Raw genomic sequence first — 17,602 nt, forward strand, 5'->3', positions numbered from 1 at the left:
TCTACGGGGGCGCAGCGGAACGCTCAGTCGCGCGTGTGCGCGCGGTACAGGTCGAGATCGCCGTCGAGTTCGCCGTCGAGTTCGAGTGCGATGACCGTGCACAGCGGGTCGAGGTGGTCGTCGGTGAGGTGGACGTACTCCCAGCCGGGTACGTCGCCGAGGCCGCCGACGCGTTCGTGCCGGACGGTGGTGTCCGTGCCGAGCACGCGGGCGGACGTCACGCCGTTGCGCACGCCTCGCAGCACCACGTACTCGTTGGGCCGGTCGAAGAGGAACAGGTACAGGGTGCGGCGGTCGGCGGAGAGCGTCGAAGGGCCGTAGAAGTGGCCGTGCGGAAGGCCGCGTACCGTCCCGTAGACCGCTTCGGCGTGCCGCCCCGTCCACTCCCCCAGCGCTTCGAGGCGCTCGGTCTGTTCGGGGAGCAGCGTGCCGTCCTCCTTCGGGCCGACGTCGAGGAGCAGATTGCCGCCGCCTCCGACGGCCTCGACGAAGATGCGGACCAGTTGACGCGGTGACTTGTGGTTCGTGTCCTGCGGCTGGTACCCCCAGGAGTCGTTCACCGTGAGGCACAACTCCCAGGGTTGGCGCGGGGGTTCGATTGGTACGCCCTGTTCGGGGGTGGCGTAGTCGCCGTGCCCGGTGAGGCGGCCGTTGACGACGGTGTGCGGGGAGAGCGCCCGGATCTCCTCGGCCAGTTCCGCCATCCGCCACTGATCGGGGCTGCGCTCCCACTCGCCGTCGAACCACAGGAGGTCCGGTTCGAACCGTTCGAGGAGTTCCCGCACCTGTACGCGGTGGAAGGCGAGGAAGTCCGCCCACCTCTCCTCGGACTCCTCTCCGACGGCGGGCATGGAGTAGCGGTTGCCGCGTTCGGCAAGGTCCTGGCCGTCGGGTCGCACGGTGGCGTAGTCGGGGTGGGACCAGTCCAGGTGCGAGTAGTAGAGGCCGACCTTGATGCCTCTGGCGCGCAGGGCGGCGACGTACGGGGTGATGAGGTCGCGGCCCGCGGGGGTGCGCTTGACGACGGAGAGGTCGTTCGCCGCCGTGTCCCAGAGGGCGACACCGTCGTGGTGCTTGGCGGTGAGCACGGCGTAGCGGGCCCCCGCGCGGACGAAGAGGTCGGCCCATGCCTCGGGGTCGTAGGCGGACGCGGTGAAGCCGTCGAGCTGTGCCATGTACCGGTCGTACGGGACGCGGCCGTCGAAGAAGGACCAGGACTCGGCCACGCCGTCCACGCTGTAGATGCCCCAGTGCAGAAAGATCCCGAGCTTGGAGTCCGTGAACCACGGCTGGATCATGGGCAGTTCTCCTAGTCGTGCGTGCACGTCCGGTTGGCAACGTTGTCAGCAGGGTGGGAAGGGTTGCCGACGGTCGGCGGCCGCCGAGCTGAAGCGCTTGAGCGCCAGCAGGCTAGATCGCGAAAGATGCCGTATACAAGGGGGCGTCGGAGGTCAAATTCCGGTGACGTCACGGGCCTTGACGGGGCGGTGTCGCTGCTTCATCCTCACCGCCGGCCGAGCCCTCGCCGGTCGCCGCCGCCGGTCGCCGCCACCGGTCGCCGCGCGCCGAGTCGCCGTGCGCCTGTTCGCCGCGCCGAGTCGCCGCGCCGAAGTTTGAACCGCGTCGGTCACGCAATGGTGTGACGCTCCGGCGGTCACCGCATCGGTCACCCCCGCTCGGGTAGTGCTCCGCTGCCCGTAAGCCGCCGTAAGCCACCCACAACGGCGTCACCGCCATCACCACCGTCACCGCCGTCACCGCCGTCGCGAGGAGAACGCCGTATGCCGTCGCAGCCCTTCGAACTGCCCAGCTTCTACATGGTGCATCCCGCCCGCCTCAACCCCCATGTGGAAGAGGCGAGGGAGCACTCCGGGAAGTGGGCACGTGACATGGGGATGCTGGAGGGGTCTGGCGTCTGGGAGCAGCGTGACCTGGACGCCCATGACTACGCGCTGCTGTGTGCGTACACCCACCCCGACTGCGACGGCCCCGCGTTGTCCCTGGTCACCGACTGGTATGTGTGGGTGTTCTTCTTCGACGACCACTTTCTCGAACTGTTCAAGCGGACCCATGACCGCGAGGGCGGCAGAGCTTATCTGGACCGGCTGCCCGCGTTCATGCCGATGGATCTGTCCACGCCCGTGCCGGAGCCGACCAATCCGGTCGAGGCGGGTCTCGCGGATCTCTGGGCGCGGACCGTGCCGTTCATGTCGCGTGACTGGCGGGCGCGGTTCGCCGAGAGCACCCAGAATCTGCTCAACGAATCCCTGTGGGAGCTCGCGAACATCAACGAGGGCCGGATCGCCAACCCCGTCGAGTACATCGAGATGCGCCGCAAGGTGGGCGGCGCGCCCTGGTCGGCGGGGCTGATCGAGTACGCGACGGGGGCCGAGGTCCCTCCGGCCGTCGCCGGGTCCAGGCCGCTGCGCGTCCTGAAGGAGACGTTCTCCGACGCCGTCCACCTGCGCAACGACCTCTTCTCGTACCAGCGTGAGATCGAGGACGAGGGTGAACTCTCCAACGGCGTACTTGTTCTCGAAAAGTTCCTGGACTGCTCCACGCAAGAGGCGGCCGATGCCGTGAACGACCTGCTGACCTCGCGGATGCAGCAGTTCGAGAACACGGCGCTGACCGAACTAGCGCCGCTCTTCGCTCAGACGGGGCTGCCCCCGAAGGAGTGCGCCGACGTCCTCGCGTACACCAAGGGACTCCAGGACTGGCAGTCCGGCGGGCAGGAGTGGCACATGGTGTCCAGCCGCTACATGAACAAGGGCGGCGCCACATCCTCGCCGCTGGGCGGGCCCACCGGACCCGGCACGGCCGCCGCCGGGATCAAGGCGCTGATCGCCGCCACGGGCGCGGAGCGGCTGCGCGGCTACACGCACGTCCCCTTCCGGCGGGTGGGCCCGTCCCGGCTGCCGGACTTCAATCTGCCGTTCAAGACCCGCCTCTCACCCCACCTGGAGGCAGCACGCCCGCGAGCCGTGCAGTGGGCGAGCCGGATGGGCATGCTCCGGCCCCAGCCCGGCGTGCCGAGCTCGGACATCTGGGACGCGCACAAGCTGTACGGCTACGACTTCCCGCTCTGCGCGGCGGGCATCCACCCGGACGCCGACCTCGCAGCCCTCGACCTGGGCTCGCAGTGGCTGACCTGGGGGACGTACGGGGACGACTACTTTCCCGTGGTCTTCGGCAGGCCCCGCGACCTGGCGGGCGCGAAACTCTGCAACGACCGGCTCTCGCTCTTCATGCCGCAGGACTTCGCCGACATGCCGGCGCCGACGAGCGCGATGGAGCGCGGCCTCGCGGACCTGTGGGTGCGCACCGCCGGTCCAATGGACGACGAGGCGCGCCGCACGCTGCGCACCGCCGTCGAGGTCATGACGGCCAGCTGGCTCTGGGAGCTGGACAATCAGGCGCAGAACCGTATCCCCGACCCCGTCGACTACATCGAGATGCGCCGCCTCACCTTCGGCGCCCCGCTCACCCTGAGCCTGTGCCGCCTGGGCCACGGCCCGCAGGTCCCGCCGGAGATCTACCGGAGCGGCCCGATGCAGAACCTGGAGAACGCCGCGGTCGACTACGCGACCATGATGAACGACGTCTTCTCGTACCAGAAGGAGATCGAGTACGAGGGCGAGATCCACAACGGCGTCCTCGTCGTCCAGAACTTCTTCGGCTGCGACTACCCGACGGCGCTCGGCATCATCGACGACCTGATGAAGTCACGACTGAGCCAGTTCCAGCACATCGTGACCCACGAACTCCCGTTCCTTTACGACGACTTCAGCCTCCCCCACTCAACACGAACCATCCTCGACAACTACGTGCGCGACCTCGAGAACTGGATGGCCGGCATCTACACCTGGCACCGCGACTGCCGCCGCTACCGCGAGGAAAACCTCTCGCACGGCCCCCTGCGAAGCCCGTCGGGATTCGGCATGGCGGCGGTACGCCCGGACTGGCTCCGCGAGTTCGGCCTCGCCGCGGACCGGCAGATGGAAGGGGCGCCCAGGCCCACCTGACCGTCAGTCGTCCCGTGGTTCCGGCAGGATCTGGCGTAGGCGGGGGGCCGGGTGGTGGTCGCGGTGCCATTCGCGGGGGTAGCCGACCGAGACCTCCTGGAAGCGGACGCCGTCGTGCCAGGTGGTGCGGGGGATGTGCAGGTGGCCGTAGACGACCGCTGCCGCGTCGTACTTCACGTGCCAGTCGGCGGTCAGCTCGGTGCCGCACCACAGGGCGAACTCGGGGTAGGTCAGGATCCGGGTGGGGTCGCGCACCAGCGGCCAGTGGTTGATCAGGACCGTGGGCAGGCCGGGCGTCCGCCGGGCGAGCATCTCCTCGGTGAACGCCACGCGGGCGCGGCACCAGTCGTCGCGGCCCAGGTACGGGTCGGGGTGCAGGAGCACCTCGTCGGTGCAGACGACGCCTGCCGCGTGCGCCGCCTCCAGCGCGTCCCGCTTCGCGTGAGTGCCCTCGGGGCGGAACGTGTAGTCGTAGAGCAGGAACAGCGGGGCCACGGTGACGGGCCCGCCGTCGCCGCGCCACACCGGGTAGGGGTCCTCGGGGGTCGCGACACCCAAGGAGCGGCACAGGTCCACGAGATGGCGGTAACGGGCCTCGCCGCGCAGTTGGTTCGGGTCGTCGCGCGGCGTCCACAGTTCGTGGTTGCCCGGTGTCCACACCACCTTGGCGAAACGGTCGGTGAGCGTGCGCAGCGCCCATTCGACGTCGGCCATGCGCTCGGCGGTGTCCCCCGCGACGATCAGCCAGTCCTCGTCGTTCTCCGGGCGCAGGGACTCGAGGAACTTCCGGTTGTCGTCGTACGCGACATGCAGATCACTGATGGCGTACAACTTCGGTTTCTTCTCGGGTACTTGTGTCACCTCGCGAGGCTATCCGCAGAGCTGACGCCGCGTGGCGCGATCAATGGTGTCCGTCCCCGCCGCCCTGCTGGATCTCCAGGTACTCCTCGGGTGTCGCCTTGGGCACCTGAGCCGTGGGGCCGTACATGGCCCGTCCCAGGCGTGCCCGCAGACGTTCGCCCCGGGTGACCTTGCGGGTCACGCCGTGCGCGTCGACCACCTGGCCTATCTCGTACGGCTTGGGCTGCTCGTGGGCCGTCAGGGTGTACAACTCGCCCTGTGTGAGCGGGACGTGGACCTCCACGTACTCACCGTGCGGCAGGCGCTTGATCGTGCCGCTCTCGCGGCCGTGCAGCGCCTTCTCGCGGTCGCGGAGCTGCAGACCCATGCACCATCGATGGGTCACGAAGAAGGCGAGCACCGGCACGACGAAGACGCCGACCCGTACCGCCCACGTGATCGCGTTGATGGACAGATGGAACTGCGTGGCCCAGATGTCGTTGCCGCCGCCGACCATCAGTACGCCGAACAACGAGAGCCACGCCACGCCGAGCCCGGTGCGCACCGGGGCATTGCGCGGCCGGTCGGCGATGTGGTGCTCGCGTTTGTCGCCGGTGACCCAGGCCTCGATGAACGGATAGACGGCGATCGCCGCCAGGATCAGCGGGAAGAGCATGAACGGAATGAAGACGCCCAGTTCTGCCGTGTGTCCCCAGGCGTTGATCTCCCAGGTTGGCATCACCCGGATCAGGCCCTCGGAGAAGCCCAGATACCAGTCGGGTTGAGCGCCCGTGGAGACAAGGTCCGGGCGGTAGGGCCCGATCACCCACACGGGGTTGATGGTGGCGATCGCACCCATCAGCGCGAGGACACCGAATACGAGGAAGAAGAAGCCGCCCGCCTTCGCGACGTAGATGGGCATGAAGGGCGCCCCGACCACGTTCTTCTCGGTCTTTCCCGGCCCGGCGAACTGGGTGTGCTTGTGGTAGAAGACCAGAATCAGGTGGGCGACGACCAACCCCAGCATGATCCCCGGCAACAGCAGCACATGCACGCTGAAGAGCCGCGGAATGATGGCATCACCCGGGAACTCCCCGCCGAAGAGGAAGAAGGAGATGTACGTCCCCACCACGGGGATGGACAGGATCGCACCCTGCGCGAAGCGGATGCCGGTGCCCGAGAGCAGGTCGTCCGGAAGCGAGTAGCCGGTGAGGCCGGTGATGATCCCGAGGAACAGCAGCGTCCAGCCGAACAGCCAGTTGACCTCGCGCGGCTTGCGGAACGCGCCGGTGAAGAACACCCGCATCATGTGCACGAGCATGGCGGCCACGAACACGAGCGCGGCCCAGTGGTGGATCTGCCGGATCAGCAGACCGCCGCGCACCTCCATGCTGATGTCGACCGTCGACTCGAAGGCCTTGGTCATCTGGATGCCCTTGAGCGGGGTGTAGACGCCGTCGTAGATCACCTCGGAGCCGCTCGGCTCGAAGAAGAGCGTCAGCCAGACCCCGGTGAGAATCAGGATCAGGAAGCTGTAGAGGCAGATCTCCCCGAACATGAAGGACCAGTGATCGGGAAAGATCTTCCGCATCTGGCTCTTGGCCAGGGTGTGGATGCCCAGACGGCCGTCCGCCCAGTCGGCGACCCGCTCCCCTTTGCCGGCCGGAGCCGTGCGTTTGCTGTCCCGGGTGTGCTCGACGCTTCCACTCATGCGGCTACCCCCCTCAGGCGGCTCCCAGGTTAGATCAAGGGACAGGCGGAGCCAACAGGCCCTCCGCGCCTGCCAGTTGACGATCATGGGACGTGCAGGTCAGGCCGCCGCATGCGGCTGAAGTCACGTCACCGAGAGGCCTCCCGGTCCAGCTCCCGTACGAGATCCAACGCCCGTCCCAGCGTCGTGAGCCGCGCCTCCAGGCTCTCGCCCGCCGGATAGAAGCGGACCGTGTCCACGCCCGCGTCGCGCCACACCCTCAGCCGTTCGCGGACCATGTCCTCGGTGCCGATGAGGGTGGTGGCGAGGACCATGTCGTCGGTGATCAGGGCGGCCGCGCCGTCGCGGTCGCCGGACTGCCAGCGCTCGCGCACCTCGGCGGCGACGTCGGCCCAGCCCTGCCTGCTGTAGGCGTTGTTGTAGTAGTTGGTGGTGGCGGAACCCATGCCGCCCAGGCTGAAGGCGAGCTCCTTCTTGCGGCCCGCGACCATCGTGCGCAGGGCGTCCTCGTCGTCGGCGAAGGCCACTTCGGCGCCCTGGCAGACGTTCAGGTCCCCGCGGGTGCGGCCGGAGGCGGCCAGGCCCGCGTCGAGGTGGTCGAAGTAGGCCTCCTTCGCCCCCTCGGGGACGAAGCTGGTGCCCAGCCAGCCGTCGGCGATCTCGCCGGTCAGGTGCAGCATCTTGGGCGAGAGCGTGGCCAGGTAGACGGGCAGTTCGTGCTCGGCGCGCAGGGACAGACGCATGGGCCTGGCCTCACCGCCGGGCAGCGGGAGGGTGAACTCCCGCCCCGCGTACGAGATCTTCTCCCCCGAGGCCGCCAGGCGGACGATCTCCACGGTCTCCCGCATCCGGGTCAGCGGCCGGGCGAACGGCACCCCGTGCAGGCCCTCGATCACCTGCGGCCCCGACGGACCGAGCCCGAGGATGAACCGCCCCTCGGAGATGTTCGAGAGGGTGATCGCCGCGCGGGCGATGGCCGCCGGGGTCCGGGTCGCGAGCTGGATGATGCCGGAACCGAGCAGCATGCGTTCCGTGCGCGCGGCCAAGTAGCCCAGCGGGGACGGCGCTTCGGAGCCCCAGGCCTCCGCGACCCAGCAGATGTCCATCCCCAGCTTCTCGGCCTCGGTGACGAAGTCGACGGTCTCCCGCCAGTTCGCCCCGGACGCCTCGATGGTCGTCGACGTACGCATCAGGCGTCCGCCTTCGCGTTGGCCTTCGCCGAGCCGGCGCCCTCGGCCAGTCTCCTGATCGCTTCGAGGGTGGCCGTCATGTTCTGCTCGAACTCCCTCATCCGTACGTACACGATCTTCTGCTCCTTCTCCGGCATGCGCTCGATCGCGTACGACAGACCCGAGCGGCCCGGCCCCATCCGCATCCACTGGGTCAGCTCGGTGCCGCCGTCGTCCGCCGCCGTGAGGCTGAACCGCCATACGGCGCTGGGCCGTTCGGGGTCCTCGACCGCCCAGGCGAACACGCGCGGGGCCTCGCACTCCACGACGTACGACGTGGTCTCCCACGTACCGAACGACGGGTGCTCGCTGCGGCCGACGAACCGTGCGCCGAGCGCGGGCCGAGTCGTTGTGTCCAGCCACTCGACCGACCGCAGCTCCGTGCTCAGCGTGGGCATCAGACCGATGTCGGAGACGAGCTCCCACACGTGTTCCGGCGACGCGGCGATCCGTGTGCGTACCTCGACCGCCGGCCCGTCCGCGTAGCGCGCGCCTGTCCACTCCATCGTGGGTCGCCTCTCCGTCGTCAGCTCTTTGTTGCCATCCTTGCCTCGCTGACCACGAGAGTTGCGTAGATAGACTCACTCGTCAAGAGTGAGGACCCTGACCGGCGCGAAGAGGGTTCAGCGGTTGAAGCGGGCCCGGATGTCCGGCCGTTCGGCGAGCCGCGCCGGGTAGCCGGGGCCGAGACGCGCGTGCGTGTCCGCGGCCGACATCGGCTCCTTGCAGTGCCCGCAGACCACCTCGGGCTCGGTCTCGTGCCCGCAGCGGTCGTGTTCGAAGACGACCGGCGCACCCTCGTCACCGCTCAGCCAGCGGTTGCCCCAGCTGTTCATCACGGCGAGCACGCCGAAGAAGTCGCGGCCCTTCTCGGTCAGCACGTAGTCGTAGCGCACCGGCTCGCTCTGGTACGCGCGCTTCTCCATCAGGCCCTCGTCGACCAGGCGGCGCAGCCGATCGGTCAGGGTGTTGCGCGCGATGCCGAGCTCCTGCTGGAAGGAGTCGAACCGCTTGATCCCGTAGAACGCCTCGCGCAGCACGAGCGGCGTCCACCAGTCGCCCAGCAGGTCCATGGTGCGGGCGATGGAGCAGGGCCAGTCGGCAAAGGAGGTACGCCTCATGCCGCAAGGATACGAGAAGGTGGCACGGAGCCCGGTGGGTCTCGGAAGTGGACTCAGCAGCCCGCGGCGGGTGCCGGTGCCGTGGCGTCACACCGCACGTGACGTTCGACGCAAACGCGGCGGCACCGTTGTGGAGCGGCCCGGCGGTCTGATCAGGTGGAGTAAGCGACCGCTTACCAGCACGACCGACCCGATCATACGCGCTCAGCCCGCTCACCCGCACAAGCCGGAGGCCCCGTTGCTCTTCACATCCGTCGACGATGTCGCCACGCGCCTCGCCGAGACGGGCTATCTGGCCTCCACGGCCGTCGCCACCACCGTCTTCCTTGCCGACCGCCTGGGCAAACCGCTGCTCGTGGAGGGACCCGCGGGCGTCGGCAAGACCGAGCTGGCCAAGGCCGTCGCCGAGGTCGCGGACGCGCGTCTGGTCCGGCTCCAGTGCTACGAGGGCGTGGACGAGTCCCGCGCGCTCTACGAGTGGAACCACGCCAAACAGCTCCTGCGCATCACCGCGGGCCGCGACGAGTCCTGGGACGAGACGCGCACGGACATCTTCAGCGAGGAGTTCCTGCTCCCGCGCCCGCTGCTCACCGCCATCCGCGGCGACGAGCCGAAGGTGCTCCTGATCGACGAGACCGACAAGGCGGACGTCGAGGTGGAGGGGCTGCTCCTGGAGGTCCTCAGCGACTTCCAGGTCACGGTCCCCGAGCTCGGCACCATCACCGCCACCCGGCGCCCCTTCACCGTCCTCACCTCCAACGCGAGCCGCGAGCTCTCCGAGGCGCTGCGCCGCCGCTGCCTCTTCCTGCACATCGGCTTCCCCGAGGAGGAGTTGGAGCGCCGCATCGTGCGTCTGAAGGTGCCCGGACTCGACGAGGCCCTCGCGCGGTCCGTCGTACGCGTGGTGGGCGCGCTGCGCGCGATGGACCTGCGCAAGGTGCCCTCGGTCGCCGAGACCATCGACTGGGCCCGTACGCTCATCGCCCTCGGCGCCGACTCCCTCGACGAGGACGTCGTACGCGACAGTCTCGGCGTCGTGCTCAAGCACCAGGACGACGTGCTGAAGGCGGCGGCCAAACTGGACCTGGACACGCTGTGACCGGGTCGGCGACCGGGGTTCCGGAGCGGCTCACCGCGCTCGTGCAGGCGCTGCGTTCGCACGGCATCCGGATCGGTACGGGTGAGACGGTGGACGCCGGCCTGGCCATCGAGGCGCTCGGCCTCACCGACCGGGAGCGGGTGCGGGAGGGCCTCGCCGCCGCGCTGCTGCACAGCGAGGGCCAGCGGCCGGTCTTCGATCCGGTCTTCGACCTGTACTTCCCGCGCGGGGTCGGAGCACCGGGCATCCCGGACGGCCCCGGCACGGACCAGACCTTCGACAGGAACGATCTGCGTGACCGTCTGGCTGCCGCCCTGGCCGCCAACGACCAAGCGCTGCTGGCCCGGTTGGCGGCCGAGGCCGTGGAGGGCATGGGCGGTTACGGGACGCGGCCCGGGTCGGGAGGCACCGGCGGCTCGGACGGCTGGTCATCGCACCAGACGCTGTCCCGCCTCCGCCCCGAGACCTTGCTGGCCCGCGTCCTGGCCGGTATCCGCCAAGGGGCCGCCGTCGACGCCGAGTTCGCCGACCGGATCGCCGCCGACGAGATCCGCCGCCGTATCGAGGGCTTCCGCGCGCTCGTGGGCAGCGAAGCGCGCCGCCGGGTCGCCGAGCGGCGCGGTGCGGACGTGATCGCCCGGCGGGCCATCGCCCCGACCGCCGACCGGGTGGACTTCCTCGTCGCGGGCCGCGCGCAGCTCGACGAACTCCGCAGGACGGTCCAGCCGCTGGCCCGCAAGCTCGCGACGCGCCTCGCCGCCCGCCGCCGCCGTGCGGCCCGCGGCCGGATCGACCTGCGCAGGACGCTGCGCGGCTCGCTGTCCACGGGCGGCATCCCGATGCGTCCGGTCCTGCGAAGGCGCCGCCCCGCGCGCCCCGAACTGGTGCTCCTGTGCGACGTGTCGGGATCGGTGGCGGGCTTCGCCGGCTTCACGATGCTCCTTGTGCAGGCGCTGCACGACCAGTTCAGCAAGGTGCGCGTCTTCGCCTTCGTCAACCGCGTCGACGAGGTCACGGACCTCATCGCCCGCGGCACGGCCGACCCCGAGGGCCTGAGCGCGCGCATCATCTCGGGCGCGGCGGTCACCGGCCACCACGGCAGCAGCGACTACGGCTCCGCCCTCGGAGAGTTCACCGAGCGCTGCTCCGAGGCGGTCACCTCGCGCTCCACGGTCTTCGTGCTCGGCGACGCCCGCACGAACATGAGCGACCCGAACGTCCCCGCCCTGCGCACCCTCGCGTCCCGCGCCCGCCAGGTGTACTGGCTCAACCCGGAAGGCCGCGCCCAGTGGCAGACCGGCGACTCGGCCGCCGGCACCTACGCCGGGCTCGTGGACATGTACGAGTGCCGCAACGCGCGGCAGCTCAGCGCGCTGATCGGGCGGTTGCTGCCGGTCTGAGCGGGAGCGCCGCCGACCGTAAGCTGGCCGGGCAAAATGTCGGCGGTCGGTGGAAGTGGCGAGGAGGACGCGTGGCGGGTGACGGGCTCGACGGGCTCAAGGAGGAGATCCGGGCTCGGATCGGTGACGTGCGGGGTGAGCTCGTCGGGCTCAGTCGGCGGATTCATGGTCATCCGGAGATCGCGTTCGAGGAGCGGCGGGCCGCCGGGTGGTGCGTGGACGTGTTGCGTGGGCACGGCTTTGCCGTGACCGCTCCGGCGTACGGGCTCGACACCGCCTTCGAGGCCACCCTGGGGACGGGTCCCGTGACCGTCGCGCTGGCCTGTGAGTACGACGCGCTGCCCGGCATGGGGCATGCCTGCGGGCACAATCTGATCGCGGCGGCGGGCGTGGGGGCCGCTCTGGGGCTCGCTCCGGTGGTCGATCAACTCGGTCTCACCGTGCGCGTGTTGGGGACTCCTGCGGAGGAGAGCGGGGCGGGCAAGGCGCTGCTGCTCGACGCCGGGGCCTTCCACGGGGTCGACGCGGCAATGATGGTGCACCCGTGCCCGTTCGAGGTGGCCGACTTCCACTCGTACGCGATGGGGGCGCTCTCGGTGACGTACACCGGCAAGTCCGCGCACGCCGCGGCCAACCCGCAGGACGGGCGGAACGCGGCCGACGCGCTGACCGTGGCGCAGGTGGCCCTCGGTCTGCTCCGCCAGCAGCTGCCCGGTGACTGGAAGGTGCACGGCATCACCACCGAGGCCGGGACCGCGCTCAACGCGATCCCCGAGCGGGCGAGCGGCGCCTACGCGCTGCGGACGCCGTCCGTCGAGGAGCTGCGTGAGCTGCGGGAGCGCGTGGCCGACTGTTTCCGGGCAGGGGCGCTGGCCGCCGGGTGCGCGGTGGAGCTCGAACAGCCCGCGCCCGACTATCTCGACTTCCGGTCCGATGCCGCTCTCGTCGCCCTGTGGGAGACCAACGCGCGCGCCCTCGGGCGACCCGAACCGCAGCGGCGCGGGCCCTTCGCGTCCACGGACATGGGCAACGTCTCGCACGTCGTCCCGTCCATCCACCCCGTGCTCGACATCAGCGGGGGCGGCTGCGGCCCGCACCAGCCGGAGTTCGCCGCCGCGGCCGCCACGCCGGTCGCCGAGCAGGCCATGATCGACGGGGCGGTGGGGCTCGCGTGGACGGCGGCGGACTTCGCGGTCAGCCGGTCGGTGTCTTCGTAGTCGCCTTCGTGGTCGCCTTCGCGGTCATCGTCGGCACGACCACCGGGGAGCCGTCCCCCGGCGCCCTGAGGATGTCCGCGTCGATCCCGTACAGCTCCTTGACCAGCTCGGCGGTCACCACCTCACGGGCCGGGCCGCTCGCGACGACCTTGCCCGCGTTCATGGCGATGACGGTGTCGGCGTAGCGGGCGGCGCTGGCGAGGTCGTGCAGGACCATGACGACGGTGCGGCCCGCGGCGGCCACCTCCCGTACCAGAGAGAGGACTTCGACGGCATGCCCGAGGTCAAGGGCGCTGGTCGGCTCGTCGAGGAGCACGATCGGTGTCTGCTGGGCCAGGACCATCGCGAGCCAGCAGCGCTGCCGCTGACCGCCGGAGAGGTGGTCGAGGCGGCGCGTGGCGAGGTCCGTCGTACCGGTGGCTTCGAGGGCTTCGCGCACGGCGGTCTCGTCCTCGCGCGACCACTGGCGGAACAGGCCCTGGTGGGGGTGGCGGCCGTAGCGGACGAGTCCGGCGACGGTGACCGCCTCGGGGGCCTGCGGGGACTGCGCGAGGAGCGCGATGCGGTGGGCCGCGCGGCGCTGGGTCAGCCGCCACACGTCCTCGTCCCCGGCGCGGACCGTGCCCGAACTCGGCTTGTGCAGCCGGGAGATGGAGCGAAGCAGCGTCGACTTGCCGCAGCCGTTGGGGCCGACGATGGCGGCGACCTGTCCGCTGGGGATGGTCAGGTCGACGCCGTCCACGGCGGCCGTGTGGCCGGGGTAGCCGGAGGTGAGCGCCTCGACGGTCAGTTGCACGGGGTCAGGCCTTTCCGGTCTGCTCGGAGTTCTTGCCGAAGAGGACCCACAGGAGGAAGGGTCCGCCAAGGACGCTGGTGATGACGCCGACGGGGATCTCCACGGGGGCGACGACCCGACCGAGCGCGTCGGCCGCGCCCACGAGCGCCGCGCCGACCAGGGCCGAGCCGATGATCGGTACGCGGGTCGGGCCGCTGAGCCGTCCGGCCACGACGGGCGCGGCGAGCGCGACGAACGCGATCGGCCCGCCGATGCCGACGGCCACGCCGGACAGCGCGACGGCCAGCGCGAGGGTCACGGCGCGGACGCGGCGGACGTTCACGCCGAGGGTGGCCGCCATGTCGTCGTCGAAGCGGAGGAGTTGGAGGCGGCTGCCGGCGATCAGGGACAGCGGGACGAGGATGAGCAGGATGAGCGACAGTGGCGTACCGACGCTCCAGTCACGGCCGCTGAGTGAGCCCACCGTCCACAGGAAGACGCCGCCCGCGGTGTTGTCGTTCTCGCGGGACATGACGAGGTCGGTGACGGCGCCGATGACGGTGGAGACGCCGATGCCGACGACCAGGATGCGGTACCCCCCGCTGCCCGCGCCGCCCGCGCAGGCGACGACGACCATGGCCGCGGCGGCGGCCCCGAGCGGGCCGAGCCACCAGTCACCGATCATGCCGGTGGACGATCCGACGACGGAGGCGACGACGGCCGCGGTGGCGCCTTCGTTCACGCCGATGATGTCGGGCGTGGCGAGGCGGTTCCCGGCGAGCGTCTGCGTCAGGCACCCGGCGATGCCGAGGGCCGCGCCGACCATGAGCCCCACGGCGATGCGCGGGAGCCGGAAGTCCTGCACCAGCATGACGGTGGCGGAGTCGCCGGTTCCGAGCAGTCCGGAGAGGCTGTCGGAGAAGCTCATCCCGGTGGAGCTCGCGAAGGTGGCGAACGAGACGACGACCCCGATCACCAGCGTGAGGCCGACGGCGGCGAGGGCGCTGCGGTAGGGGAAGAGCCAGGAGAGGGTCCCGACGCGTACGGCGGTGGAGTCGGGCGGGGTGATGTCCCTGAGCTTCGCGTCGGCCGAAGCCGCGGTCCCTGCCTCCGGCGTCTCTTGCGCGCTCACGCGGTCACCCCCGCCGTCGACATCCGCTGCGACCGGGCGATCCAGATCAGCAACGGGCCGCCGATGAAGGCGAGCAGCACGCTGACCGGGGTCTCCCAGGGGCGGATCACGACCCTGGCGAGGAGGTCCGCGGCGATCATCACGTTCGCCGCGACCAGCGCGGAGAGCACCAACTGACCCGCCATCCGGGGGCCGGTGACGGCGCGGGCGGCGTACGGGGCGAGGAGGCCGAGGAAGGCGATGGGGCCCGCGAGGGCGACGGCCGAACCCGCGAGGAGCGTCACCGCCGCCGCGACGATCAGGCGGATGCGCCCCGGGTGGTGGCCGAGGGAGCGCGCGCTGTCGTCGCCGAGTGCGAGGGCGGAGAGCGGGCGCACGCAGGAGAAGGCGATGAGCAGGCCGACCGCGATCAGCGGGATCAGGGGGTAGGTCTCGGACGTCTTGATGCCGGCGAGTGACCCGATGGTCCAGTAGCGGTAGGTGTCGAAGGTGGCCTGTTCTCCCAGGAGTACGTACGACGTCATGCCGTGGAAGGTCGCGCCGAGCGCCGATCCGGCGAGGACGAGCCGCAGCGGCGAGCCCGCGGCCCGGCCCGAGGCGGCGAGCAGCAGGACCACCGCGCTGGCGGCCATGCCGCCGACCAGGGCCCACACCAACACGCCGTAGGCGGAGGTCACTTCGAAGTAGGTGAGACCGATCACCACGCCGAGCGCCGCACCCGAGTTGACCCCGAGGAGACCGGTCTCGGCGAGCGGGTTGCGCGTGACGGCCTGCAGGAGGCAGCCGGCCGCGCCGAGGGCGACGCCGACCAGGACGCCGGCGAGCGTACGCGGAAGGCGTACGTCCATGACGGCGAGCCGTATCTGGGCGTCGGCCCGCGCGGAGGGGTCCCCCGTGAGGAAGTCCCAGGCGCGGCCCATCGGCGTCGACCCGGACCCGATCAGGAGCGAGAGCAGGCCGTGAAGGAAGAGCAGGACAACGAGGGCGGCAGCCGCCCACAGCGTGGGGCGATACATCTTCGCCAAGCCCGGTATCGGAGGTCTGGATCCGGACGTTGGGACCCGGCCCCCTTGCGCAACCAACATGAAGTTAGCCTAACCTAACCTTGACCTGGAGCCCCGAGTCGGGGTGGCGGCGAACTCCCTGTTCTTTCAGGGGTAATTCGTCATGCCCCGACACGGCCAGGAATAACCCTTATGTCCGGACTGACCGCCGGGCAACTGAAGCATGGAGATCACGGACATGTCCTCGAACCACTCCCCGCGTACCCGGCTGACCGCGGTTGCGGCCCTCACTCTGGCCTCCGCGCTCACCCTTTCCGCCTGCGGTTCGGACTCGTCCGACGACTCCGACTCCAGCAGCAACGCCAAAAACGCGGCGAAGGACGTCACCGTCACCGACGCCTCCGGTGCGGAGGTAAAGGTTCCGGCCAATCCCAAGAAGGTCATCGCGCTGAGCGAGATGGACCTGGACTCCGCCCTCGCCCTCAAGGTCAAGCCCGTCGGCCTGTCCGCGGGCAGAGGCCAGAAGGGCGCCCCCGAGTATCTGGCCGACCAGGCCAAGGGCATCCCGGTGGTGGGCGCGGTCACCGGACCCGACATCGAGAAGGTGCTGCAGGCCAAGCCGGACGTCATCCTCGCGGGCCAGCTCGCCGACCAGCAGGTCCTCAAGCAGCTGAAGGCGATAGCCCCGACGGTCGTCACGATCGACAGGACCAAGGACTGGAAGAAGTCCCTGGAGATCACCGGCGAGGTGCTCGGCAAGTCCAACGAGGCGAGCGCGTTCCTCAAGGACTACGACACCAAGGCCGCCGCCGTGCAGAAGAACCTGGGCGACAACAAGGGCGCCAGCGTCTCCGTGGCGCGCTACTCCGCCAAGGGCACCGCCGTCATGCAGCAGGGCGTGTTCATCTCCGACGTCCTGAAGGACCTCGGCTTCAAGCGGCCCGGCATCCAGAACAAGAAGGGCGAGGGCCACTCGACGCCGCTCAGCGACGAGGACCTCAAGCAGATCGACGGCGACTGGCTGTTCATCGGCACCCTCGCGTCGGCCGGTCCTGACGCCGACCTCTTCAAGGAGCTGAAGGGCAAGGCCGCGTACAAGCAGCTCGACGCGGTCAAGAAGGACCACACGACCGAGATCGACGGCTCGAAGTGGACCAGCCTCGGTGGCGCGCAGGCCGCCGTCTCCGTCCTCCAGGACGTCGAGAAGGCGATGGGCAAGTGACTTCCGGCATAACCGACCCCGAGCTCGCGGGCCGGGTGGCTCTGGTCACCGGTGCGGGCCGGGGCATCGGACAGGCAGTGGCCCGCGCGCTCGCCGAGCGCGGCGCGCGGGTCGTCGCCGCCGACCGGTCGCCCGACGTCAAGGAACAGGACGCCGCGGGGCGGCCCGCGGGCGGCGGCAGCGTCACCGGCATGGTCCTCGACGTCACCGACGCGGCCGCCGTGGACGCCGCGTTCGACGAAGTCGAGCGCACCGTGGGGCCGTTGGACATCCTCGTGAACGTGGCGGGCATCCTGCGGCCCGCCCCGGTCGTCGAACTCACCGACACCGACTGGGCGGAGACCTTCGCCGTCAACACGAACGGCGTCTTCCACACCTCGCGCGCCGCGGCCCGCCGCATGACCGCCCGGGGCAAGGGCGCCATCGTGACGGTCGGCTCGAACGCCGCCGGGGTGCCCCGCACCCAGATGGCCGCGTACGCCGCGTCCAAGGCCGCCGCCACGATGTTCACCAAATGCCTCGGTCTCGAGGTCGCCCGCGACGGCGTGCGCTGCAACGTCGTGTCGCCGGGTTCCACCCACACCGACATGCAGCGGCAGCTGTGGACCGGCGACCACGAGCAGGCCGAGGCCCGGGTCATCGACGGCGACCCCGCCTCGTACCGGGTCGGCATTCCGCTCGGCCGGATCGCCGACCCCACCGACATCGCCGAAGCGGTCGCCTTCCTGGTCTCCGACCGGGCCAGGCACATCACCCTGCACGACCTGTACGTGGACGGCGGCGCCACCCTGCGCGCCTGAAAGCCGCGCCGCCCTCCCCTACTTGAC

General features: G+C 70.3%; 15 protein-coding genes. 6 read left to right on the forward strand and 9 right to left on the reverse strand.

All coding sequences use genetic code 11. The features are described from left to right. Positions 1 to 23 precede the first annotated feature (23 nt). Positions 24 to 1,298 (reverse strand): alpha-L-fucosidase, encoded by a 1,275-nt coding sequence (locus tag AB0I66_RS12285; RefSeq protein ID WP_363207682.1) that lies wholly within the window; start codon positions 1,296 to 1,298, stop codon positions 24 to 26. 483 nt (positions 1,299 to 1,781) lie between these two features. Between AB0I66_RS12285 and AB0I66_RS12290 the strand changes: the two genes are divergently transcribed. Then, positions 1,782 to 4,025 carry a terpene synthase family protein gene (locus AB0I66_RS12290; RefSeq protein WP_363207683.1) on the forward strand — a complete coding sequence of 748 codons (2,244 nt, stop codon included), beginning with the start codon at positions 1,782 to 1,784 and terminating at the stop codon, positions 4,023 to 4,025. A gap of 3 nt (positions 4,026 to 4,028) precedes the next feature. On the opposite strand, the gene AB0I66_RS12295 is transcribed toward AB0I66_RS12290, so the two are convergent. From AB0I66_RS12295 to AB0I66_RS12315, 5 genes are all read right to left on the reverse strand, one after another. Then, positions 4,029 to 4,886 (reverse strand): metallophosphoesterase, encoded by an 858-nt coding sequence (locus AB0I66_RS12295; protein ID WP_363207684.1) that lies wholly within the window; start codon positions 4,884 to 4,886, stop codon positions 4,029 to 4,031. A 40-nt stretch (positions 4,887 to 4,926) separates the two neighbouring features. Beyond that, a complete protein-coding gene (locus tag AB0I66_RS12300; protein ID WP_363207685.1) occupies positions 4,927 to 6,576 on the reverse strand; it encodes a cytochrome bc complex cytochrome b subunit in 1,650 nt (549 codons plus the stop codon). A 128-nt stretch (positions 6,577 to 6,704) separates the two neighbouring features. Then, complete coding sequence (locus AB0I66_RS12305) at positions 6,705 to 7,766, reverse strand: LLM class flavin-dependent oxidoreductase (RefSeq protein ID WP_363207686.1); 1,062 nt, start codon at positions 7,764 to 7,766, stop codon at positions 6,705 to 6,707. Continuing rightward, positions 7,766 to 8,311, reverse strand: a complete 546-nt coding sequence (locus AB0I66_RS12310; protein WP_363207687.1) for an SRPBCC family protein — start codon at positions 8,309 to 8,311, stop codon at positions 7,766 to 7,768. Before AB0I66_RS12310 ends, AB0I66_RS12305 begins: the two co-directional genes overlap by 1 nt. Positions 8,312 to 8,428: 117 nt before the next feature. Continuing rightward, positions 8,429 to 8,926 (reverse strand): helix-turn-helix domain-containing protein, encoded by a 498-nt coding sequence (locus tag AB0I66_RS12315; protein WP_363207688.1) that lies wholly within the window; start codon positions 8,924 to 8,926, stop codon positions 8,429 to 8,431. A gap of 238 nt (positions 8,927 to 9,164) precedes the next feature. Here AB0I66_RS12315 and AB0I66_RS12320 point away from each other — a divergent pair, with 238 nt between their 5' ends. The 3 genes from AB0I66_RS12320 (at position 9,165) to AB0I66_RS12330 (ending at position 12,642) form a co-directional block, all read left to right on the forward strand. Further along, positions 9,165 to 10,025, forward strand: coding sequence for a MoxR family ATPase (locus AB0I66_RS12320; RefSeq protein ID WP_363207689.1), 861 nt, complete (start codon positions 9,165 to 9,167; stop codon positions 10,023 to 10,025). After that, positions 10,022 to 11,425: a VWA domain-containing protein gene (locus AB0I66_RS12325; RefSeq protein WP_363207690.1), complete on the forward strand. Its 1,404-nt coding sequence runs from the start codon at positions 10,022 to 10,024 to the stop codon at positions 11,423 to 11,425. The genes AB0I66_RS12320 and AB0I66_RS12325 overlap by 4 nt, the downstream gene beginning before the upstream one ends. Before the next feature lie 107 nt (positions 11,426 to 11,532). Next, complete coding sequence (locus AB0I66_RS12330; RefSeq protein WP_363207891.1) at positions 11,533 to 12,642, forward strand: M20 family metallopeptidase; 1,110 nt, start codon at positions 11,533 to 11,535, stop codon at positions 12,640 to 12,642. On the opposite strand, the gene AB0I66_RS12335 is transcribed toward AB0I66_RS12330, so the two are convergent. From AB0I66_RS12335 to AB0I66_RS12345, 3 genes are read right to left on the reverse strand one after another with little or no spacing between them, the layout of a single operon-like run. Then, positions 12,620 to 13,438, reverse strand: a complete 819-nt coding sequence (locus AB0I66_RS12335; protein WP_363207691.1) for an ABC transporter ATP-binding protein — start codon at positions 13,436 to 13,438, stop codon at positions 12,620 to 12,622. The genes AB0I66_RS12330 and AB0I66_RS12335 overlap by 23 nt on opposite strands. A 4-nt stretch (positions 13,439 to 13,442) precedes the next feature. Continuing rightward, complete coding sequence (locus AB0I66_RS12340) at positions 13,443 to 14,486, reverse strand: iron ABC transporter permease (protein ID WP_363207892.1); 1,044 nt, start codon at positions 14,484 to 14,486, stop codon at positions 13,443 to 13,445. A gap of 59 nt (positions 14,487 to 14,545) precedes the next feature. Continuing rightward, positions 14,546 to 15,565, reverse strand: a complete 1,020-nt coding sequence (locus AB0I66_RS12345) for an iron ABC transporter permease (protein ID WP_363207893.1) — start codon at positions 15,563 to 15,565, stop codon at positions 14,546 to 14,548. A 226-nt stretch (positions 15,566 to 15,791) separates the two neighbouring features. Here AB0I66_RS12345 and AB0I66_RS12350 point away from each other — a divergent pair, with 226 nt between their 5' ends. Continuing rightward, entirely contained in the window at positions 15,792 to 16,775 is a 984-nt protein-coding gene (locus AB0I66_RS12350) for an iron-siderophore ABC transporter substrate-binding protein (RefSeq protein ID WP_363207692.1), read from the forward strand. Further along, on the forward strand, positions 16,772 to 17,575 hold the full coding sequence (locus tag AB0I66_RS12355; protein WP_363207693.1) for a 2,3-dihydro-2,3-dihydroxybenzoate dehydrogenase: 804 nt from the start codon (positions 16,772 to 16,774) through the stop codon (positions 17,573 to 17,575). The genes AB0I66_RS12350 and AB0I66_RS12355 overlap by 4 nt, the downstream gene beginning before the upstream one ends. Positions 17,576 to 17,602: the final 27 nt, after the last annotated feature.

This window comes from Streptomyces sp. NPDC050439 (assembly GCF_040655335.1).
Lineage (GTDB): Bacteria > Actinomycetota > Actinomycetes > Streptomycetales > Streptomycetaceae > Streptomyces.